The following is a 21,565-nucleotide window of genomic DNA, read 5'->3' as shown; positions in this document are numbered from 1 at the left end:
ACGAGGGCGGTTAGAGCAGATACCAGAATTCAGCGATGCGCACTTGAACGGCGGCGGTAGCGGGATTCTTGATACGAATAAATTCGCTGGTGACATGGCTGATTGTCTCGCCTGCACGCACGATGCCCCATGACACGCCGTCCGCGTCTTGGAGTTCCAAGGCAATGGCGGGGTCCATGTTGGAAATAATGATGCTTTTGCGTTGATCCCGGTTGCCCGTGGCCTCGCCGGTCAGGTCGATTTTTCCATCAGGTGGAATGTTCCCTGCCGGGCAGACGTTCACCGGCACACTTCGCGCTTCTTTCTGGTCAACGCGGCGGTCAATAAATTCATCGTCCCCGACCCAAACGCGAATCTGCGCGGCATGTCCGTCCGGTGTGCGGAATGTCGCCCGATCAAATCCGTCCGGGAAGTGTATCCCCTGTTTCGACAGAAGTTCTTTTTCATCGGTAGAATCAATTTTGACTAGGATCGGTCCTACCGCCTTGACGATTTGCAGATACCGCCCGCCCCGGTTGAGAAAACCAAGGTTATTTTGGGGGATGTTTACTGTGACGATAGTGCTGGCACTCGTATTCATTTTTTGGATTTCTTACGCCTGACAGTAGGTGCTGGACGATGTTCGGGGGGAGTAACGTTGCGCGGTTCGGGTCTTGAGGAGGCCGCCGCCGCCCGGCGCGTTGCCATCGCAACGCTCGCCAGACTTCCCAAAATAACGGCTCCCAACAGCGCGATTCCACCGATCAACAGTGTCTTGTTTTCGGCGAGGGCGGGGGTCTGGTTTTGCGCAAACTTGCCAAGCGTGCTATCGATCAGGGCATTCGCATTCTCAGACTGCTGTCTCGCGTTGTTCATGCTTTGCAGCGTGGCAACGTGGTAATTGTCGAGCGCGTCTGACATGTAGCTTTGCGCGGACTGGGTGGCGTTTTCCACCTTGTCCATCGCGTCGTATGCGATGCCACCGGCAAATTGGAAGGCGCGCGCGTTGGCGGTGTCGTTTGCGTCAAGAACTGCGTCCAGCGCATCCGAGCCAAACGCCAATGCCGATTGGCTGGCGAGTCTGTTGTTGAGTAGGGCGGCATTTCCAAAATCAAAGGCATCCGAGGCCATGTCTTTCATGCCGGAAATCGCGTCACTGGATACGCTCTCATTCGCGGCGATGGCTTGCCTCGTGGTCAATGTGGCGGCTTCGTCCGAGGCTTTTTGTTGAGCAAGTGCGGTCTGTGCCACTCGATCCGCCAATTGCAACGATGTCCCCGCAATAATCGTATTCGACTCCAATGCGTTGTTGCCGAAATCGAATGCAGCCCCCACCGCGCCGTGATCGGTTGATGTAGTGGTTATTGCAATACTGTTATTGTTGCCCTTGAACGCCCCGACGCTCCCGGTGTTGTCAGCCAGACTAACCGACTGATCCACGGTATTATGATGTCCCCCTGCCTGTGATACGGCGTCATCCTGCGCAGTCGCCCCTTGACCGCCTTTGACAGAGGTGCCGATTGAGTCGGTTGCCTGCGTAAGGCTATGATCGTTCGCGTTAGTCGAGTTGTCGGCTTTGTTGCTTCCGAATAGTGCCATTATTTGCGCCCTCTCCGTTTTCCGCCGCCGTTGCTCACGATGGCGAAGATTAGAATAAACATGGAAATAATCGCCATGCCTCCAACTGCCACCCAAGGCATCCAGCTAGGGAGCGATGCCGTCTGTGATGGACCTGAAAACAGGCCCGCAAAGGCGTTTTCGCTGCTTGTGACCGCTTGCGCAGAGCCTTGTTTTGAGGTGGCAGAAGTAGCAGTGGCATCCACCCCCATGCGGCCATCCGTCGAAACGTTGGGAGTGGCAGTAATGGCTCCCGATTGGGAACCGCTCCCGGTGTTTTTGTTGCCGAAAATAATCGTTCCGGCCCCAACCGATGCTCCCATCGTGTTGGGACTGGATAACGAATTACTACCGGCGATGTCGAACATGCTCATGTGGTGGTTCCCTTACTTGTGCGTGTTCGCCGCGTGTTATTTGCGACGGGCAATCAAGACTGCTCCGAGGCCGAGCATCACGAATGTGACAAGACCTCCGACAACCAACAGAACCTTGTTCATGTCCAAGGCAGTCGAGGTCTGGCGTTGTTGCGCGGTCTGTTGTTGGGTGGCGGCCTGTTGCTGTTGGGTGGCTTTCGCTGCGTCTTTGGCTGCGTCGGTTTGCAAGTAGGTTTGCGCCAGCGGTGTCACCGCCGTGGCCACTTCTTTAATGCCGCTGAATACGTCTTTGAAAAAATCTCCCATGACGGGTTCTCCTAGTTGTGCAGTTTCCCGCCCGCGTCATGGGCTACGACGCGGGCGGGGGGTCACTGCGGGTTATGCCTCTGGGCAAATGGGGCCGGTTAGTTCCAAGAGAAGTGAAGCGTCTCGTTGAGCAGATCGATGGTCTGCGCAACAGGGCTGTGAATTTCCATTGTCATGGATTTCCCAGCGTAGAGGCATTCCGTCCGTCCGTTCAGGTCGTAGGGAATGACGAAGGGGATGTCGTCGAGCAAATTCATGCCATAGTCTGCCATGATGTCCTTCGTCTCTTGGCGATTGGCGCTGAACTTGAGGTTGTCGTCTGCGCGGACGATCACCTTTTTCAGATGTTCGCCGTCGTCGTTGAGCGCGAAGAAAAATTGGCGACAAATGTTCTGTCGAACGGTCTTGTCCGAAATCGTGAACTCACCGTCAACCAACGCGTGGGATTGCGTGGCATGGCGAATGTTGAAAAACACGGGAGTGCCAGCGGTGCCAGTGATCTTACCATCTGTATCGAACAGATGAATACCCATGTCATAGACCATGAGTGCTTCGATGGCGACGACAGCCCCGGCGGCCTGTCCTTTGAGATCAAGCGTCACCTCCGCAGATTGTGCTCCGGCGAGATCCCATGCCGTGCGGGTGGCCGCTTCATAGCCTTCCTGCCAAGGCTCGGCAAAGTGCATGGTCACAGTGTCGATGGGGTCAGAAAATAAGTTGACCGCGTTGATCATTCGGATGCGCGGCACAGAAAGGTTGCGACGCTCTTGGCGGTTTACGGTGACGATGATCTTGTTGATCACGTTTTCGACGGGCGTGGCGACACCGTTCACAAACGTGCGATAACGCATTTGGTGATAACGGCGGTCACAACGCAGACTGTGCGTGGCGTTGCCGCCGGGCGAAACGCTCTCGACGGAGATGGGTTCAATGGTGAGTGGCATGATGACTTGTAACGGGTTTATTGATACAGTTGCGGTTGTGCCGGGCCGTTAGGCTTACTTGGCGAATTTGGTCAGGAGTTTGGTTCCTTTGACTGTGCGGGCCGCGAAAAAGAGCGCCCCGATGCCTCCGGCGATGACAGAGACAGTGATGATGATAATGTTTTTGATCATGTTCGTTTGGTGTTGTTACACGGGTTCGTGTTAAAACCCTTGTATCCGCCCCCCCCCTCCCCCGTTGCGAACCGGCAAAAAGAAACAAACGTCGCTAAACGTCGGAAAACGCACGAAAGCGTCGCTAAACGTCGGGAATCGCACGAACAAACGCATTCCCCCCCTCCCCTCCCCCCTTCCCCCCTCGCCAGCGAGGGGGAACCACCCACCACAAACGCCGAGTCGAGCAGAGCTCCCCACATCACACGCCGCGCCGCGCCCGTTCCAGTCGTTTGCGACACGCAGGCGTGGCGCTGGTTTGCCGCGTAGAGATCGGGCGGCCGCATCCGCACGCACACAGGCGAATGGACTGTGACGCGATGCGGTTCCGCACAGCCTGGCCGATCACACGAGCCATCGGTACCGGTACGCCGTTGCCCACCGCACGATATTTCGCGGCGAGGGACAGGCCGGGCAGGTCAAAATCGCGGGGGAGTCCCTGCAACTCGCAAAAGTCAGGGAATCTGCGTCGATCCGGGCGAGCGGCTTCTGTCGCCATGCACGTCGGTTCCAATGTCGGGAAAGTTGTGACCGCTCGATCGCAAACAAGCGACGTCGAGTCACACGAACCAAAATGGAATGTGCGCAGCCGGTTCTGGCGGCATCCGCATTCGGCAGCGTTAAGGTTGAATCTCTGGACGGTGTAGCCGGAAACATCGAACGGCGGGACGCCGGGGACGTTTTCCATCAAAAACCAATCGGGCCGCGCCTCGCCAACGATACGGGCGAACTCCGCCAGCATCGCCAGTCCGTTGCCCGTTGGCGCTGTTCGGCGCGCGCGGGAAAAATCCTGACACGGCGGCCCGCCGATGATGCCGCCAAACGCACCGGACGGCGCGTGGAACGTGCGCACGTCTCCTCCCCACACGAGGTCCGGCCCGCGAACCACGCAAAAACCCTCCGCCTCAAATCCGCGTCCAAGCAAATCCGCTCCGGGAAAAAGGGAAAGAACTAGGTCCGGGTGTGACATGGCGCCGTTACGGTTTCACCGGCGTGACTCGCCGGCTGTGACGCTCTCCAGCTCAGTCACACTCCGGATTGTAACGGCATCCGTGACTGACCAGACTGTGACAAACCCAGGGCCCGTCACGCCGGCAATGTCACACAAAATCTCAGCGGATTGCATAATCAGCGGGGAAGGCTGGCCAATTCCGCCCGTGTGAGGGAGCGGCGCACAATCGGCTCGAACGCCACCTTATGGATAAATTCGCGTTTTTGGAGCGTGGCCGTTTCCGCCATTTCTTCGTCCGCAAAAAGGTCAACCCAATCCAGTGCGCGTTTGCCCGATTGCCGGAAAACATACGCTTCAGAAAGGTTGCCGCGCATCGTTGGAGAGATGCAGGTGAAATCGTGCCCAATGGTAAAACACGCTTTGTGGAGGTGGCGGATTTGCGTGAAAAACGCCACGTCATCCATTGCCGTTTTTCGCAACGTGGTAGTCGATTCATCCCAGAAAACGGCGCAATTTCGTGTCCCTGTGACCGCCGCTTTAAAACGCGCCAGATCGCCCGTTACCCATGCAGTCCGCCCCCAATTGTGTTTAAAATAAAAGGGGTCAAAAACGATGGAACGAAGCCCGTAACGCAGCCACATCATCACGACAAGCACGCGAGCGAGCGTCGTTTTCCCGCACTTGGAACCGCCAACGATTACGCCCAGCGGTTCCTCTCCCTCTTCGATTTTTTCGATCACGACCCGGCATCCTCCGGTTTGGCCTTTTCGCGCATTTCGCGGATTTTGGCGCAAACGTAGTCCCATGACCACGGCAGGCCGAAACAGGCGCGGGAAAGCCAGATAATGGGCCATGCGAGCATCAGAATCACGACGGACGGCAACAGGATGCCGAGGGCGGCAATGATGGCGCAGAGCGCGGGTATCAGGGCGGCAACTACGCACGCGGCGGCGATGATACCGACAAAAACGCCGGTGAGTTTGAGCATGGGTTGTGACATGGGGGGAATCATAGGTTCTGGATCGTTTTACAGATGGCCTCCAAGCGGATCGAATGGCGGCGAATCAAAGGCGCTTCCGCCTGTTGGCTGTGTGGGTTGATTCGCCACGGGGCGCGTGACGGGGGCGGCGATGGGTGTCACCGGGCGCGGTTCGGGTTTGCCTTTCCGCATCGCGTTTATCGCGTCAAAAATTTCGTCGCGCAGGAAATAGGAGATCAGACCAACCCCAAGAGCCAGCCATCCCACCACCTGTATGCTACGCCAGCGGAGAAACGCGCTCAGCATATCGTGTAACGCCTTGTCTTGGTCAGCAGGAGGAACTGCGGCCTTCATGTTTCCCAGTGCCTTTCCCGTTGCCAAATAAAGGCCCTTTTGGACAACGCGGGCCAAATCATCCGGCGAGCTTTTGGCGTCCCCCGCTCCTTTGTTCGGTGGTGCGTCGTTGCCAGCATCCGCGCCCGGTTCGGGATCGGGCGTTGGCGCGCGGTCGGCAGCTGCTTCGATGTCGTCAAACGACGGCGGAGGGGGGGGCGGGGGAGTGACATCCGGTGTCACGGTCTCGACGGATGCCGAGGGCGGCGGCGAGGGCGGCGCGTCCGTAATCGGCGCAGAGGAGGGCGGCGGTGTCGGGATGGAGGCGGGGGACACGACAGCGTCCGGTTTCCGGCCTCGGCCCGGACTCTTGGGCATCCAGCAGCCCGTTTTTGAGTTGGGGCGCGGCAGATGCCGCGCCGAATCGAAAGGGACGCCTTTTGCGTCCTTTGTTTCTCCAGCTATAGGTTCGTTTTCTGTGCTCATGGTGAAAAGGCAAAAAGGGGGGAAACGGTTAAGGCAGCGTTTCAAAATGGGGATGCGCGGCGGAATAAACGCGGATGGGTTCGAGAGACAGTTTCCACGCCAGCTTCGCGGGAAATCCTCTGCGCCGATACGACAGCCAACGGCCAACGCGACGGCGGAATTGATGCTCTGTGCGGGTTTTCCCTTTCATGATGATATACGAACTTCCGTTGTCAGAATCAGGTGTTACGCAAAACCGTGATGCCGATAACGGCGGCGGTGCGGTGTGTGTCGCCATAACAGGCGTTCCATCCGGGCAGCAGTTGCGGGGTTGCCGAGGTCGAAAAATGCACGATTTCACCGCACAATCTGCGGTGTGTGTATCCAAATGAAAGGACAACGGCACGCCCGACGCGGCATGTCCGCTCATTCCAACGCGGTCCATACAGCCGGTATTCCGCCGTTTTTTTTCCACGTTCAAACGCCTCAAAAAATTCGCGTTTTAATGGAATAAAAAGGGGAGACATATTTTCCGCTATCCGCCTGTTTGCCCATTTCTGAAACGCTTCGACGGTGTCCGCGATGTGCCAGGTCCGGCTTGCCTTTCCGAAAATCTGACGACGGTAACGATGGGCGATTTCGTGCACGATGGCCTTGCCTTTTGTCGTCAGCGTTTCCCGATCCGTGCGCAGAAAACGGGCGTCAAAGGACATCATGCGTGGGGTGACGTTTTGTAGTTTCGGCCAAATTACATCCAATTCGGCGTCCGAAAAAACGCACGGCAAAGGCTCTGACGTGCCCGGCACAGTCGGGACTCGCGGCGGACGCGGCGGCGGCATCAACGCGGCCATCCTCGCCATTTGCCGTGTTTTCCACGCGTCCATTTCGTCGCTCATGGTGGGGGTGTCTTTCATGTCAGTTGCCGCAAAGGCCCTCGCATTCGTTTCCGAACAAATCGCCCTGCCCCTGATCCAGATCAGTGCGCAGGTCCACTTCCGCCAGCGGGAGCAACTGGCGGTGGACGAACAGCGGATCACGCACACCGCGCACGCCAGTGCGTATCAATGCATCGATCCTGCACGCTTCCGCCCAGCCAGCCGGGTCTGTTTTGCGCAGCAATCGCCATTCGTGATTTGATTTGTACGGGCAATAAACACACGCAGAGCGCGGCGGTTGTGGATAGCCATTTTGTTCCATCCAGCGCAGGCAATCATGCCGGGACATGCGTTGATCGACCAACGGCCAGCGATGCTCAATCCACGGCGTCCGGCTCGGCTTCATCCGATAGATTTCATCAACGGAAATCCCGATATATTGCACCGCCCGGATTGTTTTCCCTCCCCGCTGGCCTTTCGTTAAACCGACCAGTTCGCGGACCTTCGCCACAATCGGCTCAATCTTAAATTCCTTCGTGCATTGCCGCCGCATCGGACCGATGCCTGTTGCCGTTTTAGCAAAAAACGGAGCGCCAGCAAAACGCCCGCCGTTGATGCTGCGTTCGAGGTTTCGGGTAAGGCCATCGGCCTTTTGCACGCGGTAAACGGGAAACGGCAACTGCGTTTCCAACCACGCCAGCCATTCGTAAATCGCACTCGGCTCTGCGCAGGTATCGGAAAAAATCGCTGCCGTTGGCATCGGGCCGATTTCCCCACGGGCGAACATTAACGCGGCGGTTGAGGATTGGACTCCGGCCCCAAGGCTCAACACGTGGATTGGTTCAATGGGGGACTTCATGCGGTTGCCTCCAATGCGCCGGACAGCTCAGCGATTTCGCGGGAGAGCGTTTGCGCTTCCTGCGTGAGGCGCAAAAGGCGGTCAGCATCGCGTTCACGCGTGAGGTAGATTTTGGCTACCAAACCGGCCCGACGTTTGCGCAATTCCCACAGCCGCAAACCGCGTTGCGTTTCCGCACTGTTTTTTCGCGTCGATTTCATCGCTAGTATTTTTTCAACTCCTCTGTTTGCAGGTGAGGGAATACCCGTTTCAAAAGGCTCAGTTTTGCCCCTTCTCTAAAACGGTCTGGCACGTCTTTATCTGCGTCGATAAAACCGAGTTCTGCGCAGCGTTGTAGCACGCAATGGGGCACGTCGTTTAACAGCGTCTTGGCTCTCGCGAGCTGGAACAAATTGCAGAGATCACCAACCGGCAGTTTTTCCAACTCATCCAAAAGCTGGTCCTCTGTATAAGCGGGACGCGTATTGTTTTTTTCGCTACTCATGCCAATACCTCCGCGTTGACGTGTTCGCCTCCGCTGATGGACGGCGTGAGAAAAGAGGGTGTTTCCGCCTGACTCACCGTCGTCCCTAGCACTGCGGTTAGCGCTGGTCGGGCGAGCATGGCGGAAATTCTGTGTTTAATTCGTGGATACGCCTTGCCCATCGAACTCGCCAGTTCGTCAACGGGCACGGTGTGTGCGGAGATTTGCCCGTGTTCGATCACGTAGATGCGGGCCATGCCGTTTTCTACCGCAACCACGTCCACGGGCAGAATGGTCAACCTCGCCACGGGGGGCGGTGTCGGGAGGTTCCAGTTGTGCGAAAAAGCCGGGCGTATCCAAATTGCAGGACGGGGGAAAGGTACGACAGGCTTTGCAGCGGTGACAGGGGGGATCGTTTCGGCGTTTTTGGCGGCGTTTTTCATAGGTTTTCTGCGATGACGGTTTCCCATTCGGGTTCGTTTGGGGGTGGGGTTGGCTTACCTCGCTCCCAAAAATCCCGTTTTTTCCGGTCTCCCCCCCCCCCTCCCTTTTCGCCGGGACAGTAAATGTGACCGTGTGGACCCTGATTAAGGCACCTGCTTGCGAACGCGTCTTCCATGTCGGCAAGCCGCTTGCCTGCCAGCCATGCCTCGCGCGTCCGCTTATACGTCCGCATAACTAGCGGATGTTCAAATACTTTCGCCAAATCAGGCTTCGCCATGTTCCCCATTACCAATACCGTGGGTTCTTTCACCCGAGAGGCTCGCGCAGTCGGCATGCAGAGCTTCACCACTTCTTGCACTGCTTCGCCCGCCGCGCCTGCCAGCCTGTCGATAAACCGAAACGCTCCGACATCCTTCCGATACTGGTCAAACGCTGTATCCGTTTCATCAATACGGCGGCGCGTCATCGGAGAGCGGTTGGTGTCCAGCACGTTCAACCAGATGCTGCCATCGTCCGTTGTGCGGCGAGCCAAGGTCAGCCCGGCCTTTTTGCGGGCGCAAATCTGACGGCGTAACTCGCCTAGCGGTTCCAACAGCCGCATCCCCTCCAGCGCGTGATACAGTGCCCCTAATTCGTTCGGGCGGTGTTCTGCCAGCCAACACATGTCCCCCGGCTTGCTCACGTATTTGACGAGTTCGCGGGCGCTCCCAATCAATTTGCCCGCGTCCCAATGGATGCGCTCACCATTCCGTTTCCAAAAGGAATGGATATAGTCAATGAGCAGGCCCCAAACCCCTTCCGACATGAAGGGCCGCGAAACGTAAACGATACAGTGGCAGTGCGGGTGGTAGAAAATGTGTCGTCCGCGCCGTTGGATGTCTCCGCCTGATCCTCTTTTCCCTTCCGTTTCCAGCGTTCCAAATTCCGTTGCGCGAAACACGATTTCAACGCCCGGAAAACGCTTCTTTAGCTTGGCGTTGAGTTTGGAAATGCGGCGAAACATCCATCGGCAACGCTCCTTCAGTTGATCTACTTTGCATCGGTCCCCACTCGTGAAGGTCCACATGCGATACCTCCACGGTTCGTGAAACGCCAAAAAGTATTCCACCGCCGCCAGCTTGCTCGCCCGGGCCATCGCCGCCATGTAGGGGTTCAGCATGATACGGCGAAACGAGGGTAATTCCTCCCATTCCCGCGAATGGATGCCCACCCGCCACATCTTCCATGCGTCATCCCGCATTCCTTCGATCCCGGCGCGGCGAAGCCCGTTGATGATGATGCACGCCTGATTGAGCAGCTTTTCCCTCTCCATCGTGCGCTTGGCGTAAACTTCGGGCGAAATCAGAACGCCCGTTTCGCCTTCCAATAGATCATCCAAGCGGAGTTGCGCTTGCTTGACCAATTCGTGACTGCGCAACTCTTCCACCGTCGCATATTCCGTTTCGTCCGCATCAGACACTCGATAGAGTGCGCCAGTGTCAGATATGGACGCAGGCGTTTCCCCGGCAGGGATCGTCGCTCGTTTGCAGCGACTTGACGCAATAAAACGCAGTTTACGTTCCCGCTCAATCGCACGGCGGACGTTCTCAACTATATCAAAGCCTTCGATTTCATTATGTCGTATCCAGTTGTCGCGGGATGCCTGTTCACGCCGTTCGACTTCTTCGATATTGGCGCAAATCAACTTGCGGCTCAGCACCACCTGCGCAGGGACGCTCGCATCCGTCATGACGCCTCCTCCGCAAAACCCATCAGGCGCAACAGCTCAGACTCGGGGATGATATGACGGCCCGGATAGAAAGGGAGGGTTGCTATACGTCCCTCTGCGCATTCACGCGAAATCCAGCGTTCTGAGCGGTGTATATTCGCCTCTGCGAGTGCCGCCGATGCCTCTTTCGGCGTGTAGTTACGCGGGCGGGGAGACGGGCTAACTGCCTTGCCTCCTTGTATCTGTGCAGGATTAAGGGTTGGCATAGCAGTCGCATGTGTGACTGCTTAGCTTGGCTATCTTTTGTAGGATTTTTATTAATTCCTCACCTGCTTCGATGATAGGAAGGGGCGAACAATCGTTCGAGTCCCTTCCTGAGCACCATTTCAAAGATAGCTGCTTAGCAGTTAATTGTGATAATTCACCCTGAAAATCAGGGCCTTGCAAAAGTTCGACCAGTTCGATCAGCACGTCAGAGACCGCCCGGTTTGTGTAAGATGCGTGACCTGCTCACCAGCCTGCAAGGACAGAACGGGCGGACAGGGGCAGACCTTGCCTTTTAGCATTCCGTCCCCCCTCTCCCCCCCCTGTCGAAACTCAGCCAAACCAACAGTAAGATCACCAATCCAAGAAATAACCGGAGAACCGATCAAATGAGTAAGAAAAAACGCAAAAAAAACGAATGGCGGCGGCGCGTTTGGGAAAACCCGCTCAAAGCCTCCACCAATTTCCATGATGGGGTTTGATTCGCCGCCGCGTGATGCCGATTGGAGTGAAATCACGTCTGAAAAACCCGGATCGCCTTGAACAATATGCAAACAGAGTTTCCTAACGGGAAACTGGTTAAACTCGGCAATGAATTCGCATGGGAGTTCGAAGAAAACGGCACGCGCAATTTTGCATCTGCAAACGACGAGGGGAAAATTGCTCCGCACATTGCAGCCTTCTGGTGAAAATTCCGGCACTGTGACATCGTCGGCGTGACTCGCCGGCACCCGGTCACGATTGAGCGGCGGATCGACACAAAAAAGCCCGCCGTTGCAGGCGGGCCGGGAGAGGGCATCAGTTGATCGACAGACCGACCGCGCGTGCCAGAGCGTGCTGGCGATTATCGAATGTGCGAAAGCGGGTTGCTTTGAGCACACATGCGGCAGCAACGTGCAATAGACCCAATGTACGAACCCCAATCGTGGAGGAGTAGGCACGAGAAAGCCTGTCAGCTTCCTGCCAAAGTGCATAGGCAGGCAGAGGGCGGGTGATCATGTCTCCGCCCGTGATCGACGCCCGTATACTTTTCTCAATGTTTTTCACATCCGCATCGGTGAGTTTGCCCCGCGCAATCAGCGCACGAACGGCATTCCCAAATTCGACCTTCTGCCAAGGCGTCCAGAGGACTTTCCCGCGCAGGGACTGCATGATGGCGAGCGCGGGGGCGTAATTCACATCACGCAGATGCAGCGAGAGCATCACGGAAGTGTCGAGGTAAACACTCATTCGCGGCCGGGAACCAAGCGCCATGTTTCCTCACCCTCGAACCGGCCTGCAATGTGGGCGGTGATCTTATCGTAATCGACCTTGCCCTGGTGACTGATATCGGCCCCGGCAACCTTGCCGAGCACATAAGCGTTGAGGCTCTTCTTGACGCGGCGGGCGTATGCCTGCATGCGCCGTTTTTCCGCAAGGGAGACTTTCAGTGTGATTGTGGCAGTTGGCATGGTGTTACTAGTAGTAACGTATCCGTTTAGCGTGGAAGAGGAGGAGGTGAGAAATCTTCGAGGTTTTTTCGCAAAAGGCTTGTACTTTTGCTGGGGATTGTTTGGCGAGCGTGTTGCAGGGCTATCAGGGGCTTGATCAGTATATCGAGGAAATCATTCCGGCCAGAAAGCACGTGACGCATTTGAAGACCTATCAAGGTTAAAACACAGGTGGCTAATTATAAATAAATTGCAAACATTGTATTTTCCCGACTCTGCGTTCTCCGTTGCTCTGCGTGAGACAAAATAAACCGATTATGCCGCGCACAATGTTGATCCCTGGCGTCTGGCACGAGGGGAATACCATGTGAAACAAAATGGACAGAGCCCCCCCCCCCCGGTCACGACGAGCCGCGAATGACCAATTCTGGACGCAACATTAAGCTGACCGGAGCGCGGCCTGGCGTTTGTATCCGCTGCAAAAGCAACTCCGCGGCTGCGCTGCCCACTTCGTAGGCGGGCTGGCGAACGACCGTCAGCGGCGGATTGAAAACAGATGCGAGCGGCAGGTCGTCAAAGTTAACCACGGCAATCTGCTTTGGAATACGCAGGCCGCGTGCGTGGATTGCCTCCAGCATGCCGATTGCCATCAATCCGTTCGCGGCGAATAATGCCGTCGGAGGCTCGGCGAGTGAAAGCAGAATCTCGGCGTGGACACGACCGCTTTCCGGTTTGTAGTCACCATGCCGCACCCACTCCGCCTCATACGGCAGACCGGCCTGCCTGAGCGCGTCACGATAACCCGCAAGCCTCGCCCTTCCCGTCGAAGAGCCGGCCGGCCCCGCAATCATACCGATGCGGACATGCCCGCGTGCGACGAGATGCGCCACGGCCTCGCATGCACCGGCGCGGTTGTCCACCTCCACCTTGTCGAGCGTGGCATTGTTGATTGCGCGATCCACACAGACAACCGGCACCCCTTCGCTGGCGAATTTCAACACCGCCGGGTCCGTGCTGCTCAACGGCGGGATGATGATACCGTCCACCGACTCGGCCCGCATCACGTCCAAATAAAACTGCTCCTTGGCCCGGTCCTCGTCGTAGTTACAAAGCAACACGGCAAAATTTCCCTGCCTCGCCCTGTCCTCGACGCCACGCGCCAAGTCGGCAAAAAACGGATTCTGGATATTCGGAATTATCAACCCGATCAGATGACAACTCCCCCCGCTGCGCAACCGGCGCGCCACACGATTGGGCCGGTAGCCCATCTTGCGCATGACATCGCGGATACGCACACGCGTCTCCTCGCTGATCCGCCCCGTGTCGTTGAGCGTCCGCGAAACGGTCGAAATCGAAACCCCCGCCCTCCGGGCCACCTCTGTCAGATTAACGTTTGGCTGCATTTCAACGAGCAAGTTAGGACAAACGTTTTCCGTCCGACGAGATTTTTGGACTTAAAAATGCGCCAGTATCTCGTCCCGACTTGGGATCGCCGCCTGCGCCCCCGCACGCGTGCAAGCGAGCGAACCGGCGATGCCGGCAAAGCGGACCGCATCCGTCAAAGCCCGTCCTTCCGCCAGAGCAGTGGCCAGCGCACCCGTAAACGAATCCCCGGCCGCCGTCGTATCCACAACCACCGGGATGCTCATGGCCGGCACATGCACGAACCGCACCCCACGCGCAGCCCCCCTCCCCCCCCCCTGCCCTGTCGCCGCTTCGCGCGAGACAATCGCCGCGCCGAGCGCCCCCAGTTTTAGCACGATGATCTTTGGCCCCAATGCGAGCAAACGTTCGCCCGCAACACGCGCAGCATCGAACGACTCCGGCTCAATTCCCGTCAACAACCGCGCCTCCGTCTGGTTAGGCGAAAAAATGTCCACCTGCCAAAGCGCCTCCGGCAACGTCGCCACCAACGCCGGAGACAGCGGTTGCGGTGCCGGAGCCGGGTCAAGGATCGTTACGACCCCCGCCTCCCGGGCAACGGCAAGCGCAGCCGCCACGGTCTCCACCGGCACCTCCAATTGCACGGCCAGCACGGCGGCGGAGGCGATCACGGGACGCGCCCGGACAACATCATCCGGGGAAAGCCGCGCATTGGCTCCGGGAGACACAACGATGGCATTGTCACCTGCGGGGTTGACCATGATTGCCGCCGTGCCGCTCGCGACTCCGGGCGTGACGAACAACGCGTCCGTCCCCACTCCGTGCGATTCCAAGGACTCGCGTAGTTTTTCACCGAATACATCATCCCCCACGCGCCCGACGAACTTGCAAAATCCTGCGCGTCTCCCCTCCCCCCCCTCCCCCCCCCTCGGCATGCCCGCCGCACGTTGCGCGGCCACCGCCTGGTTGGCCCCCTTGCCTCCGGGATTGGTCATCATGTCTCCGCCAAGAATGGTCTCGCCCGTGCGCGGCAAAGAAGGGACCGGGATGACGAGATCCATGTTGGCGGAGCCGACAACGACCACGCCCTGTCGTGAGGTTTTGGTGGAATGAATGAGAGAAGCCATGAGAGAAAAATCGCTGCGAATTTCCTGACCGCAAAGTTTGCTGACCGCGCACCTTGAAGGAAACTCAGGCAAAATCGAGAAAACGTTTGCTCAACCATGCAGATTCCGTCTCTCCTGCCACCCTTCACCACCAACTCCATTCGCCTGCATTCCACCTCCGCATCACCGGTCATGAAAACAAAACTCATCCTCGACACCGACATCGGCTCCGACATCGACGACGCGGTCTGTCTTGCCTGGCTGCTCCGCGAACCCGCCTGCGAACTGCTCGGCATCACCACCGTCAGCGGTGACGTGGCCACCCGTGCCTCGCTGGCCAGCAGCATCTGCCACCGCCTCGGACGCCCCGACATGCCCATCCATCCCGGCCTCGCCAAACCCATTTACATTCCCGAAAGCCGGCAGCCCAACGTCCCCCAGGCGAGCATCTTCGCCGCCTCGGATAAAAAATGGCCGCACACCCCTGTATCCGCTTTCTCACGACACGAGGCCATTCACTTTCTTCAGCGCACCATCCGCCAGAATCCCGGAGAGGTGACGCTGCTCGCCATCGGTCCGCTGACCAACATCGCCGCCCTCTTCACCATCGACCCGGAGATCCCCTCACTCCTCAAGGCGCTCGTAATCATGGGCGGTAATTTCTCCCCCGTGCGCTGGCACGGCAGCATCGCAGCCGGACGCGGCGAATGGAATATCTGGAATGATCCGCACGCCGCCGAGATTGTTTATCGCACGCCCGTCCGCCTGCACCGCTCCATCGGCATCGACGTCACCATGCGCGTCGAAATGGACGTGCCCGCCGTGCATCAAAAATTTCAGGTTCCCGGCCTTGATGTTGTCCTCGACATGGCGCGGGTGTGGTTCGACAGCGGACGCCCCACGATCACCTTTCACGATCCGCTCGCCGCGGTGTCGATTTTTTATCCCGACGTGTGCACCTACACCCAGGGGCGCGTGCGCGTCGTCACCGAGGGATTGATGGAAGGTTTCACGCTCTTCGACCCCCAACCGGCCGCGCCTGCGGATGCGATTCATGAAGTGGCGGAAGGCGTTTCCCCCGAAAAATTTTTCGAGAAGTATTTTGGGCACTTCATCTGAATAACTGATGTTACGCGGACGTTTGCCAAGGAGCGGCGGTCTCCAGGCCGCCGGACGAGGCGCAACGCGCCTCGCCTCATGCAGTTCATCATTCAAACGGGCGACGTTTTGCTGCCGATCCATCCGGCGGCCTGGAGACCGCCGCTCCTTGCTTCGGCTGCGTAACATCAGTGAATAATGGAGCGACGGTTTTGATGGAGACCGTTGCTCCATTTTCATGTCTCTGTTTTTCTGCGTTGGAGGTTGCAGCAGGTTGCGCGAAGGGCAAACGTGGTCCGTTTGTCCGATTTTCACTCCCACTACCATAGCGCGCCGACCTAATCCATCTCTCCATGTTTGAAGCCTTGCTGGAGTTTTTTCAAAACACGTCCCTTTCGTTGTGGGGCCCTTTTATCGTGCTGTTGCTCTGTGGGTTGGGTCTGCCATTGCCCGAGGATGTGGTGCTGATTACGGCCGGGGTGCTGGCGGAGATGGACGGACGCACGGTGATGTTCACCACGCTGCTGATGTACGTGGGCGTGGTGGGGGGGGATTCCATGATTTTCCTGGCGGGAAAATATCTGGGAGCCCGGCTGCTGTCGGCGCGTTGGTTCAGGCGGATGTTTTCACCGCGCAAGCTCGCGCGGGTCTCCAAGCTTTTCGCGCGCTACGGCTCATGGGTGCTTTTCATCGGACGCTTCCTGCCAGGATTGCGCATGCCGATCTTTTTTACGGCAGGTTCGGTCAGGGTGTCGTTTCTTAAATTCCTCGCGCTCGACGGGCTTGCGGCACTGATCAGCGTGCCGGTGTTTGTGTGGTTGGGGCATTTTCTCTGGGCCAAGTTCAAGGGCGACATCGAGGCGATGCACCACGCGCTGGCACGCACGCAATCCTACAGCCTGTGGGCGACGATCGGAATCGCGCTGGTGGTGCTGCTTGCGTTCTTCGTCTGGTTCCGCATGCGCCGTCAAAAACGCTCGCTCGCGCCAGCCGGGAGGCGGCGCGGAACGCGTGCGTCGGGTATCATCACGTAATCACTTCAAAAACGCCGGGATGCTCTCGCCGGCGATCTGTTGCTCAAAGGTTTCCCGGGCGTTGATGAGTTCGAAGGTGCCTTGGTTGACCAGCACTTCGGCGGCCATGGGACGCGAGTTGTAGCGGCCCGCCATCGTGTAGCCATACGCGCCCGCACTCATGAAGGCGAGGTGTTCGCCTTCGCCGAGTTCCTGCAAGGAGCGGTCCTTGGCGAAACAGTCGCCGCTTTCGCAAATGGGTCCCACGACATCGGCCACGAGCGCGGGGCGCGCGGTGTCGCGTTGGAGGGGCAGGATTTCGTGATAGCTGTCATACATGGCGGGGCGCACGAGGTCGTTCATCGCGGCATCGACCACGAGGAAACTTTTGTCACGGGCCCGATCATGTCCACGCTTCAGATACTCGACGCGCGTGAGGAGCACGCCGGCGTTGCCAACAAGGAAGCGTCCGGGTTCGAGCAGGATTTTGAGGCCGGTCCCAGTCCCCCCCCCCCCCCCGGTCGCGGATGCGAGCGGCTGGAGCAGCGGGGTGAGGGCGGCGCCGTAGGCTTCGGGTGTGAGCGGGCGTTGGTCGGCGGGTTGAGCGTCCCACCAGGCTTTGGCTCCGCTGGCGAGGGCGTCTTTGTAAATGATGCCGATGCCGCCGCCGATGGAGAAGTAGGTGATGCCGTAGCGCGTCTTCAGGTCGGCGACGAAGGGGGCGACTTTCGCCACGGCTTCGACGAAGGGTTTGACGCTCGTGAGCTGAGAACCGATGTGCATCTGCACGCCCTTGATTTCGATGTGCGGATACCGGGCGGCGGTCTCGTAGGCGGCGGCGGCGTGCTTGAGCGGGATGCCGAATTTGTTGTCCGCCTTGCCTGTCGTGATCTTGGCGTGCGTATGCGCATCGACGTCGGGGTTGATGCGGATGGCGATGGGCGCCTTGCCAGTGATCCTGCCGCTGGAGAGGAGTTTTCCGGCCACGTGGTTGATGCGGGCGATCTCGGGTTCGCTTTCGACGTGGAAGGCGAAGATGCCGTTTTCGAGCGCGAGCTTGATCTCGGCCTCGGTCTTGCCGACGCCGGCGAAGACGCTTCGTTTCACGTCAGCCCCGGCGGCGAGCACGCGGCGGATTTCGCCTCCGCTGACAAGGTCGAATGCCGCGCCGAGGTTGGCGAAGTGGCGCAGGATCGCGAGCGACGAGTTGGCCTTCATCGCGTAGCAGATCTGCAAATCCAGTCCGCCTAGGCTGCGCGCGAGGCGCGTGTAGTTGTCCGTCATGGTCGCCGCGCTGTAAACGTAGGTGGGCGTGCCGTAGAGGCGGGCAACGTCGGCCAGGTTGACCGATTCGCAGTGGAGGTGGTTACCGTTGTAGTGGAAGTGATGCATGACGGGAAGGCGGCTGGACGCGCGGTAGGCGATGGCAGATGAGTCGGTGAGTGTGGATTTGAGTGTGTTTCCGTGTGTATTCAGGGAAAAGTCGTTGTTTGTGCGGATTTCCTCTTGAAAAAACCACACAAAATTAGGGTGGTTTATGCCATCGTTTTACCAATGCTGCGTATCCTGCTCAGTTTTTTCCGCCGACCGCCCGTTCGCATGGGCCGGGTGGATAATGCACGCATCCGTCGCACGCAGATTCGTAATGCGCAGTTCGTGAGTTTTTTTAGCGAAAACAACTGCATGTCGGCGCGCAATTCCGACCGCCATGACCAGCGTTTGCGCCGGCTCAAGCTGGTGAAGTCATTCGTCATCCTCGCCCTCACCGCCGGACTGGCGTGGGTGGTGGTCGAGAGCGCCCGGGCAATCTCGATTTTTTAATTCACCACAGGGACACGGAGACACAGGACAGAACAATCCGAAGACGGATTGAATGGCCGCGAAAAAACGCAATTTGCACAAAAAAAGAGTTGGGCTCCAGAAGTCAGGCTCTTGATTCCTGACTCCTGATTTCCAACTCCTTCTGGATCTCTGTGCTGTTGTGTCTTTGCGGCTAATTTTTTATCAGGCGCGGCCCATGTAGGAGCCGTCTGAGGTGCTAATCTTGATGAGTTCGCCTTCCTTGATGAAGAGCGGCACCTGCACGACGAGGCCGGTTTCGAGAGTGGCGGGCTTTTGGACGTTGGAAGCGGTGTCGCCTTTGATCCCATCGGCGCTCTCGGTGATCTTGAGAACCACAGAGGAGGGCAGTTCCAGCGTGATGGGTTTGTCGTCCACGTAGAGCACGTCCACCTTGCCGTTGGCTGTGAGGTAGTTTTTGGCGTCTCCCACGAGTTGCGCGTTGAGCTCAATGGTCTCATACGTCTCGGGGTCCATGAACGCGTAGCTATCGCGGTCAACGTAGCTAAATTCGAGGGTTTTCTTCTCGGTCGGGAGCACCTCGATGGTGTCGGTCGAGTTGAAACGCTGGTCGAGCGATTTGCCGTAACGGAGGTTGCGCATCTTCATCTGCACGAAGGCGCGGAGGTTGCCCGGGGTGCGGTGCTGGGTCTCCATGACGAGATGAGGCTCGCCGTTGTACTTGATGACTTGGCCCTTGCGGATGTCGTTGGCTGCTGGCATGTGTGGTATGTGGTGGGTAGGTTGGATGTGTCGGACGTTAAAAGGAGGACCGATTAACCGTCCGACATGGCGGGTGTCAATCACTGCCGGGAAAATCCCCGAATCTCTCTCTGGGAGTGCTAGAAAAAACGTTTTTTGAAATCGGAATCATCTACTTTGTTTTTCCCAATATTTGATGCAGATCGTATTTCACATATTTTGTTGTTAAACATTATATTATATTGATATTTGATTAAAGCACCTGAATGACTGATTTATTCCGTCATATCCTTCATTCTCAAAAATTGGCCTGTTTTTCTTTATCGCTTGAACTTTTTGCTAAAACGTAATTGCTAGTGGTGTATTTCCCATGATTACTTCTTCTTCATCTGCTTCCTCCCGCCTTCGCGGAATCGTGCCTCCGATGGTCACGCCGCTTTCCGCGCCCGACACGCTCGACGTGCCCGGCCTCGAACGTCTCGTCGAACACATCATCAGCGGCGGTGTTCACGGGCTGTTTCTCCTTGGAACCACCGGCGAAGCGCCGAGCCTCAGCTATCGGCTGCGCCAGGAACTCATCGTTCGCTCCTGCCGCCTCGTCCGCGAACGCGTGCCCGTGCTCGTGGGCATCACCGACACGTCATTTACCGAATCACTCAACGTCGCCCGTTGCGCAGCCGAGGCCGGGGCAACGGCGCTCGTGTTGTCCGCGCCATATTATCACCCGACGGCGCAGCCTGAGCTTGGCGAATACATCGCGCACCTCGCCCCCCGGCTCCCGCTGCCGGTTTTCCTCTACAATATGCCGGCCATGACCAAAACCGTCTTCGGTCTGGAAACGCTGCGCCAAGCCCTCGACCTCCCCAATGTCATCGGGCTCAAGGACAGCGGCGGCGACCTCGCCTACTACAAGGACGCCCTTGCCATTGCGCGCCAGCGACCCGACTGGTCCGTGCTCATCGGCCCAGAGGCGCTCCTGCAACAAAGCCTCGCACTTGGCGGCGACGGCGGCGTGTCTGGCGGTGCGAATCTCTGTCCGCGTCTCTTCGTCGATTTGTTCAACGCCTTTGAAGCCGGCGACACCGCGCTCGGTGCGAAACTGCAGGCGCAAGTCGAGGCGCTCGACCAGCTCTACCGCATTGGCCGGCACGCCTCGTCGATCGTCAAAGGCCTGAAATGCGCGCTCTCGCTGCGCGGCATTTGCGACGACGCCATGGCCGAACCCTTCGCCCGCTTCGCCGCCCCCGAACGCGCCCGCGTCGAAAACCTGCTTGCCACCACGCTCGCCGCCCTCCCGCTGCCTCCCGCGTAACCAGCGCAACGCATCCCCCCCCCCTCCTGAAGCGATTCCAAGCGAAACCAACTTCACTCTTCAAACTTCGCCGAAGTTCCTCAAAGTGCGCTGACCATGTTGAAAAACATCAGCGCACTTTTTTTAGGGACCGGACTGTTTCTCGCCCCCTTCGTCACCAGCACGCTCCACGCCCAGCAAAACATCGCGGTTGACCTCGCCAATCTCCGGCAAGAGCTCGTCCTTGCCCAGCAACGCCTCGGCGAACTCGCCCTCCGTGTCGAACAACTCGAACGCGACAACGAAACCCTCCGCCAAAAAACCACCGCCGCCGCGCGTGACGCCGCCAGCACCGCCTACGTCAACGAATCCGTGAGCGAGTCCAACCGCCTCCTACGCGCCGCCATCACGCAGTCCAAAAGCGACACTCTCCAGCAAGTCGCCACGCAAATGGAGAAACTCGCCAACCAGACCAACGCCGCCATCGACTCGCTCGCCAAGAGCATCAACCAGCGCCGCACCGCCACCGCTGCGCCCTCCGTTTCCGTACCCGTTTTTTCTGACTCCTTCCCCAAGGAAGGCACCACCTACGTCGTGCAAAAAGGAGACACCCTCTCCTCCATCGCGCAGAAAAACGGCGCCAAGATGCAGGACATCGTCAACGCCAACAAAATCGCCGACCCAACAAAACTCCAAGTCGGCCAAACCCTCTTCATCCCCGGAGGCAAGTGACGTTGCCAAAGCCTGAAAGCCTGAAGGCTGAAGGCTGAAAAAAAACACCGCGTATCCACTCTGCCATTCCACCCGAACACCCAGCCTTCAGCCCTTTTCCCACCATGCCACCTCCAGCCAAATCACGTCTCGGTCGCGGACTCGGCGGCCTCATCGCCGCCGGCGGACCCGGTAAAAACGCCGCCGCCACAACCCCTGT

General features: G+C 58.2%; 28 protein-coding genes. 7 read left to right on the top strand and 21 right to left on the bottom strand.

Annotated features, from left to right (window positions below):
* Window positions 1-10 precede the first annotated feature (10 nt).
* From OBACDRAFT_RS01475 to OBACDRAFT_RS26120, 6 genes are all read right to left on the bottom strand, one after another.
* Window positions 11-580, bottom strand: a complete 570-nt coding sequence (locus tag OBACDRAFT_RS01475) for a hypothetical protein (RefSeq protein WP_043582294.1) — start codon at window positions 578-580, stop codon at window positions 11-13.
* Window positions 577-1,419, bottom strand: coding sequence for a hypothetical protein (locus OBACDRAFT_RS01470; protein WP_125069557.1), 843 nt, complete (start codon window positions 1,417-1,419; stop codon window positions 577-579). Before OBACDRAFT_RS01470 ends, OBACDRAFT_RS01475 begins: the two co-directional genes overlap by 4 nt.
* Window positions 1,420-1,577: 158 nt before the next feature.
* Window positions 1,578-1,970, bottom strand: coding sequence for a hypothetical protein (locus OBACDRAFT_RS27775; protein WP_157836868.1), 393 nt, complete (start codon window positions 1,968-1,970; stop codon window positions 1,578-1,580).
* A gap of 36 nt (window positions 1,971-2,006) precedes the next feature.
* On the bottom strand, window positions 2,007-2,276 hold the full coding sequence (locus tag OBACDRAFT_RS01465; RefSeq protein WP_043582290.1) for a hypothetical protein: 270 nt from the start codon (window positions 2,274-2,276) through the stop codon (window positions 2,007-2,009).
* A 98-nt stretch (window positions 2,277-2,374) separates the two neighbouring features.
* On the bottom strand, window positions 2,375-3,220 hold the full coding sequence (locus tag OBACDRAFT_RS01460) for a hypothetical protein (protein WP_043582288.1): 846 nt from the start codon (window positions 3,218-3,220) through the stop codon (window positions 2,375-2,377).
* Window positions 3,221-3,632: 412 nt separating this feature from the next.
* Window positions 3,633-4,400, bottom strand: a complete 768-nt coding sequence (locus tag OBACDRAFT_RS26120; RefSeq protein ID WP_081721747.1) for a DNA cytosine methyltransferase — start codon at window positions 4,398-4,400, stop codon at window positions 3,633-3,635.
* A 227-nt stretch (window positions 4,401-4,627) separates the two neighbouring features.
* Here OBACDRAFT_RS26120 and OBACDRAFT_RS27770 point away from each other — a divergent pair, with 227 nt between their 5' ends.
* A complete protein-coding gene (locus OBACDRAFT_RS27770; RefSeq protein ID WP_125113660.1) occupies window positions 4,628-5,182 on the top strand; it encodes a hypothetical protein in 555 nt (184 codons plus the stop codon).
* On the opposite strand, the gene OBACDRAFT_RS01440 is transcribed toward OBACDRAFT_RS27770, so the two are convergent.
* The 9 genes from OBACDRAFT_RS01440 to OBACDRAFT_RS01405 all read right to left on the bottom strand — a co-directional run bounded on the left by OBACDRAFT_RS01440 (window position 5,119) and on the right by OBACDRAFT_RS01405 (window position 10,529).
* Window positions 5,119-5,382 (bottom strand): hypothetical protein, encoded by a 264-nt coding sequence (locus OBACDRAFT_RS01440; protein WP_125069562.1) that lies wholly within the window; start codon window positions 5,380-5,382, stop codon window positions 5,119-5,121. The two genes, OBACDRAFT_RS27770 and OBACDRAFT_RS01440, sit on opposite strands and share 64 nt — an antisense overlap.
* Window positions 5,383-5,409: 27 nt before the next feature.
* Window positions 5,410-5,937 (bottom strand): hypothetical protein, encoded by a 528-nt coding sequence (locus OBACDRAFT_RS01435; RefSeq protein ID WP_157836867.1) that lies wholly within the window; start codon window positions 5,935-5,937, stop codon window positions 5,410-5,412.
* Window positions 5,891-6,193, bottom strand: a complete 303-nt coding sequence (locus tag OBACDRAFT_RS27765) for a hypothetical protein (protein ID WP_064499813.1) — start codon at window positions 6,191-6,193, stop codon at window positions 5,891-5,893. Before OBACDRAFT_RS27765 ends, OBACDRAFT_RS01435 begins: the two co-directional genes overlap by 47 nt.
* A gap of 205 nt (window positions 6,194-6,398) precedes the next feature.
* On the bottom strand, window positions 6,399-7,073 hold the full coding sequence (locus tag OBACDRAFT_RS24780) for a hypothetical protein (RefSeq protein WP_081721746.1): 675 nt from the start codon (window positions 7,071-7,073) through the stop codon (window positions 6,399-6,401).
* A 1-nt stretch (window position 7,074) separates the two neighbouring features.
* On the bottom strand, window positions 7,075-7,893 hold the full coding sequence (locus OBACDRAFT_RS26115) for a hypothetical protein (protein ID WP_043582277.1): 819 nt from the start codon (window positions 7,891-7,893) through the stop codon (window positions 7,075-7,077).
* Window positions 7,890-8,093 carry a hypothetical protein gene (locus OBACDRAFT_RS01420; protein ID WP_043582275.1) on the bottom strand — a complete coding sequence of 68 codons (204 nt, stop codon included), beginning with the start codon at window positions 8,091-8,093 and terminating at the stop codon, window positions 7,890-7,892. Before OBACDRAFT_RS01420 ends, OBACDRAFT_RS26115 begins: the two co-directional genes overlap by 4 nt.
* Before the next feature lie 2 nt (window positions 8,094-8,095).
* Window positions 8,096-8,377: a hypothetical protein gene (locus OBACDRAFT_RS01415; protein WP_043582274.1), complete on the bottom strand. Its 282-nt coding sequence runs from the start codon at window positions 8,375-8,377 to the stop codon at window positions 8,096-8,098.
* A complete protein-coding gene (locus OBACDRAFT_RS01410) occupies window positions 8,374-8,799 on the bottom strand; it encodes a hypothetical protein (RefSeq protein ID WP_043582273.1) in 426 nt (141 codons plus the stop codon). The genes OBACDRAFT_RS01415 and OBACDRAFT_RS01410 overlap by 4 nt, the downstream gene beginning before the upstream one ends.
* Window positions 8,796-10,529, bottom strand: a complete 1,734-nt coding sequence (locus tag OBACDRAFT_RS01405) for a rep family protein (protein ID WP_043582272.1) — start codon at window positions 10,527-10,529, stop codon at window positions 8,796-8,798. Before OBACDRAFT_RS01405 ends, OBACDRAFT_RS01410 begins: the two co-directional genes overlap by 4 nt.
* Window positions 10,530-11,311: 782 nt before the next feature.
* Here OBACDRAFT_RS01405 and OBACDRAFT_RS27760 point away from each other — a divergent pair.
* The gene (locus tag OBACDRAFT_RS27760) at window positions 11,312-11,461 is read left to right on the top strand and encodes a hypothetical protein (RefSeq protein ID WP_157836866.1); all 150 of its coding nucleotides are present in this window, start codon (window positions 11,312-11,314) and stop codon (window positions 11,459-11,461) included.
* Between the two features lie 109 nt (window positions 11,462-11,570).
* Here the strand turns inward: OBACDRAFT_RS27760 and OBACDRAFT_RS01400 are convergent, their stop codons facing one another.
* From OBACDRAFT_RS01400 to OBACDRAFT_RS01385, 4 genes are all read right to left on the bottom strand, one after another.
* The gene (locus OBACDRAFT_RS01400) at window positions 11,571-11,975 is read right to left on the bottom strand and encodes a PIN domain-containing protein (protein WP_232766512.1); all 405 of its coding nucleotides are present in this window, start codon (window positions 11,973-11,975) and stop codon (window positions 11,571-11,573) included.
* A gap of 23 nt (window positions 11,976-11,998) precedes the next feature.
* Entirely contained in the window at window positions 11,999-12,223 is a 225-nt protein-coding gene (locus tag OBACDRAFT_RS01395; RefSeq protein WP_043582268.1) for a hypothetical protein, read from the bottom strand.
* Window positions 12,224-12,603: 380 nt separating this feature from the next.
* Window positions 12,604-13,617, bottom strand: a complete 1,014-nt coding sequence (locus OBACDRAFT_RS01390; protein WP_232766510.1) for a LacI family DNA-binding transcriptional regulator — start codon at window positions 13,615-13,617, stop codon at window positions 12,604-12,606.
* A 39-nt stretch (window positions 13,618-13,656) separates the two neighbouring features.
* Window positions 13,657-14,712 carry a PfkB family carbohydrate kinase gene (locus OBACDRAFT_RS01385; protein WP_043582266.1) on the bottom strand — a complete coding sequence of 352 codons (1,056 nt, stop codon included), beginning with the start codon at window positions 14,710-14,712 and terminating at the stop codon, window positions 13,657-13,659.
* A gap of 96 nt (window positions 14,713-14,808) precedes the next feature.
* On the opposite strand from OBACDRAFT_RS01385, the gene OBACDRAFT_RS01380 reads away from it, so the two are divergent.
* Window positions 14,809-15,810, top strand: a complete 1,002-nt coding sequence (locus OBACDRAFT_RS01380; protein ID WP_232766508.1) for a nucleoside hydrolase — start codon at window positions 14,809-14,811, stop codon at window positions 15,808-15,810.
* Between the two features lie 332 nt (window positions 15,811-16,142).
* Window positions 16,143-16,823: a DedA family protein gene (locus OBACDRAFT_RS01375; RefSeq protein ID WP_052360825.1), complete on the top strand. Its 681-nt coding sequence runs from the start codon at window positions 16,143-16,145 to the stop codon at window positions 16,821-16,823.
* Here the strand turns inward: OBACDRAFT_RS01375 and lysA are convergent, their stop codons facing one another.
* The gene (lysA, locus tag OBACDRAFT_RS01370; RefSeq protein ID WP_043582337.1) at window positions 16,824-18,194 is read right to left on the bottom strand and encodes a diaminopimelate decarboxylase; all 1,371 of its coding nucleotides are present in this window, start codon (window positions 18,192-18,194) and stop codon (window positions 16,824-16,826) included.
* Window positions 18,195-18,356: 162 nt separating this feature from the next.
* On the opposite strand from lysA, the gene OBACDRAFT_RS01365 reads away from it, so the two are divergent.
* Window positions 18,357-18,623, top strand: coding sequence for a hypothetical protein (locus OBACDRAFT_RS01365; RefSeq protein WP_232766502.1), 267 nt, complete (start codon window positions 18,357-18,359; stop codon window positions 18,621-18,623).
* Between the two features lie 183 nt (window positions 18,624-18,806).
* Here the strand turns inward: OBACDRAFT_RS01365 and efp are convergent, their stop codons facing one another.
* Window positions 18,807-19,364 carry an elongation factor P gene (gene efp / locus OBACDRAFT_RS01360; protein ID WP_043582265.1) on the bottom strand — a complete coding sequence of 186 codons (558 nt, stop codon included), beginning with the start codon at window positions 19,362-19,364 and terminating at the stop codon, window positions 18,807-18,809.
* Window positions 19,365-19,713: 349 nt separating this feature from the next.
* Between efp and OBACDRAFT_RS01355 the strand changes: the two genes are divergently transcribed.
* Window positions 19,714-20,655 (top strand): dihydrodipicolinate synthase family protein, encoded by a 942-nt coding sequence (locus OBACDRAFT_RS01355; RefSeq protein ID WP_232766497.1) that lies wholly within the window; start codon window positions 19,714-19,716, stop codon window positions 20,653-20,655.
* 96 nt (window positions 20,656-20,751) lie between these two features.
* Window positions 20,752-21,366, top strand: coding sequence for a LysM peptidoglycan-binding domain-containing protein (locus tag OBACDRAFT_RS01350; RefSeq protein ID WP_043582263.1), 615 nt, complete (start codon window positions 20,752-20,754; stop codon window positions 21,364-21,366).
* The last annotated feature ends 199 nt before the right edge of the window (window positions 21,367-21,565 follow it).

It is taken from the genome of Geminisphaera colitermitum TAV2, assembly GCF_000171235.2.
Taxonomy (GTDB): domain Bacteria; phylum Verrucomicrobiota; class Verrucomicrobiia; order Opitutales; family Opitutaceae; genus Geminisphaera; species Geminisphaera colitermitum.
The sequence above is the reverse complement of the archived record's forward strand: the minus strand, read 5'-3'. Positions and strand labels throughout refer to the sequence as shown.

Excerpts from the sequence above, each read along its gene's own strand:
- OBACDRAFT_RS01475 (WP_043582294.1), bottom strand. The coding sequence starts at position 580 with ATGAATACGAGTGCCAGCACTATCGTCACAGTAAACATCCCCCAAAAT.
- OBACDRAFT_RS27775 (WP_157836868.1), bottom strand. The coding sequence starts at position 1,970 with ATGAGCATGTTCGACATCGCCGGTAGTAATTCGTTATCCAGTCCCAAC.
- OBACDRAFT_RS01465 (WP_043582290.1), bottom strand. The coding sequence starts at position 2,276 with ATGGGAGATTTTTTCAAAGACGTATTCAGCGGCATTAAAGAAGTGGCC.
- OBACDRAFT_RS01460 (WP_043582288.1), bottom strand. The coding sequence starts at position 3,220 with ATGCCACTCACCATTGAACCCATCTCCGTCGAGAGCGTTTCGCCCGGC.
- OBACDRAFT_RS26120 (WP_081721747.1), bottom strand. The coding sequence starts at position 4,400 with ATGTCACACCCGGACCTAGTTCTTTCCCTTTTTCCCGGAGCGGATTTG.
- OBACDRAFT_RS27770 (WP_125113660.1), top strand. The coding sequence starts at position 4,628 with ATGGATAAATTCGCGTTTTTGGAGCGTGGCCGTTTCCGCCATTTCTTC.
- OBACDRAFT_RS01440 (WP_125069562.1), bottom strand. The coding sequence starts at position 5,382 with ATGTCACAACCCATGCTCAAACTCACCGGCGTTTTTGTCGGTATCATC.
- OBACDRAFT_RS24780 (WP_081721746.1), bottom strand. The coding sequence starts at position 7,073 with ATGAAAGACACCCCCACCATGAGCGACGAAATGGACGCGTGGAAAACA.
- OBACDRAFT_RS26115 (WP_043582277.1), bottom strand. The coding sequence starts at position 7,893 with ATGAAGTCCCCCATTGAACCAATCCACGTGTTGAGCCTTGGGGCCGGA.
- OBACDRAFT_RS01420 (WP_043582275.1), bottom strand. The coding sequence starts at position 8,093 with ATGAAATCGACGCGAAAAAACAGTGCGGAAACGCAACGCGGTTTGCGG.
- OBACDRAFT_RS01415 (WP_043582274.1), bottom strand. The coding sequence starts at position 8,377 with ATGAGTAGCGAAAAAAACAATACGCGTCCCGCTTATACAGAGGACCAG.
- OBACDRAFT_RS01410 (WP_043582273.1), bottom strand. The coding sequence starts at position 8,799 with ATGAAAAACGCCGCCAAAAACGCCGAAACGATCCCCCCTGTCACCGCT.
- OBACDRAFT_RS01405 (WP_043582272.1), bottom strand. The coding sequence starts at position 10,529 with ATGACGGATGCGAGCGTCCCTGCGCAGGTGGTGCTGAGCCGCAAGTTG.
- OBACDRAFT_RS01400 (WP_232766512.1), bottom strand. The coding sequence starts at position 11,975 with ATGCTCTCGCTGCATCTGCGTGATGTGAATTACGCCCCCGCGCTCGCC.
- OBACDRAFT_RS01395 (WP_043582268.1), bottom strand. The coding sequence starts at position 12,223 with ATGCCAACTGCCACAATCACACTGAAAGTCTCCCTTGCGGAAAAACGG.
- OBACDRAFT_RS01385 (WP_043582266.1), bottom strand. The coding sequence starts at position 14,712 with ATGGCTTCTCTCATTCATTCCACCAAAACCTCACGACAGGGCGTGGTC.
- OBACDRAFT_RS01380 (WP_232766508.1), top strand. The coding sequence starts at position 14,809 with ATGCAGATTCCGTCTCTCCTGCCACCCTTCACCACCAACTCCATTCGC.
- OBACDRAFT_RS01375 (WP_052360825.1), top strand. The coding sequence starts at position 16,143 with ATGTTTGAAGCCTTGCTGGAGTTTTTTCAAAACACGTCCCTTTCGTTG.
- lysA (WP_043582337.1), bottom strand. The coding sequence starts at position 18,194 with ATGCATCACTTCCACTACAACGGTAACCACCTCCACTGCGAATCGGTC.
- OBACDRAFT_RS01365 (WP_232766502.1), top strand. The coding sequence starts at position 18,357 with ATGCTGCGTATCCTGCTCAGTTTTTTCCGCCGACCGCCCGTTCGCATG.
- efp (WP_043582265.1), bottom strand. The coding sequence starts at position 19,364 with ATGCCAGCAGCCAACGACATCCGCAAGGGCCAAGTCATCAAGTACAAC.
- OBACDRAFT_RS01355 (WP_232766497.1), top strand. The coding sequence starts at position 19,714 with ATGATTACTTCTTCTTCATCTGCTTCCTCCCGCCTTCGCGGAATCGTG.
- OBACDRAFT_RS01350 (WP_043582263.1), top strand. The coding sequence starts at position 20,752 with ATGTTGAAAAACATCAGCGCACTTTTTTTAGGGACCGGACTGTTTCTC.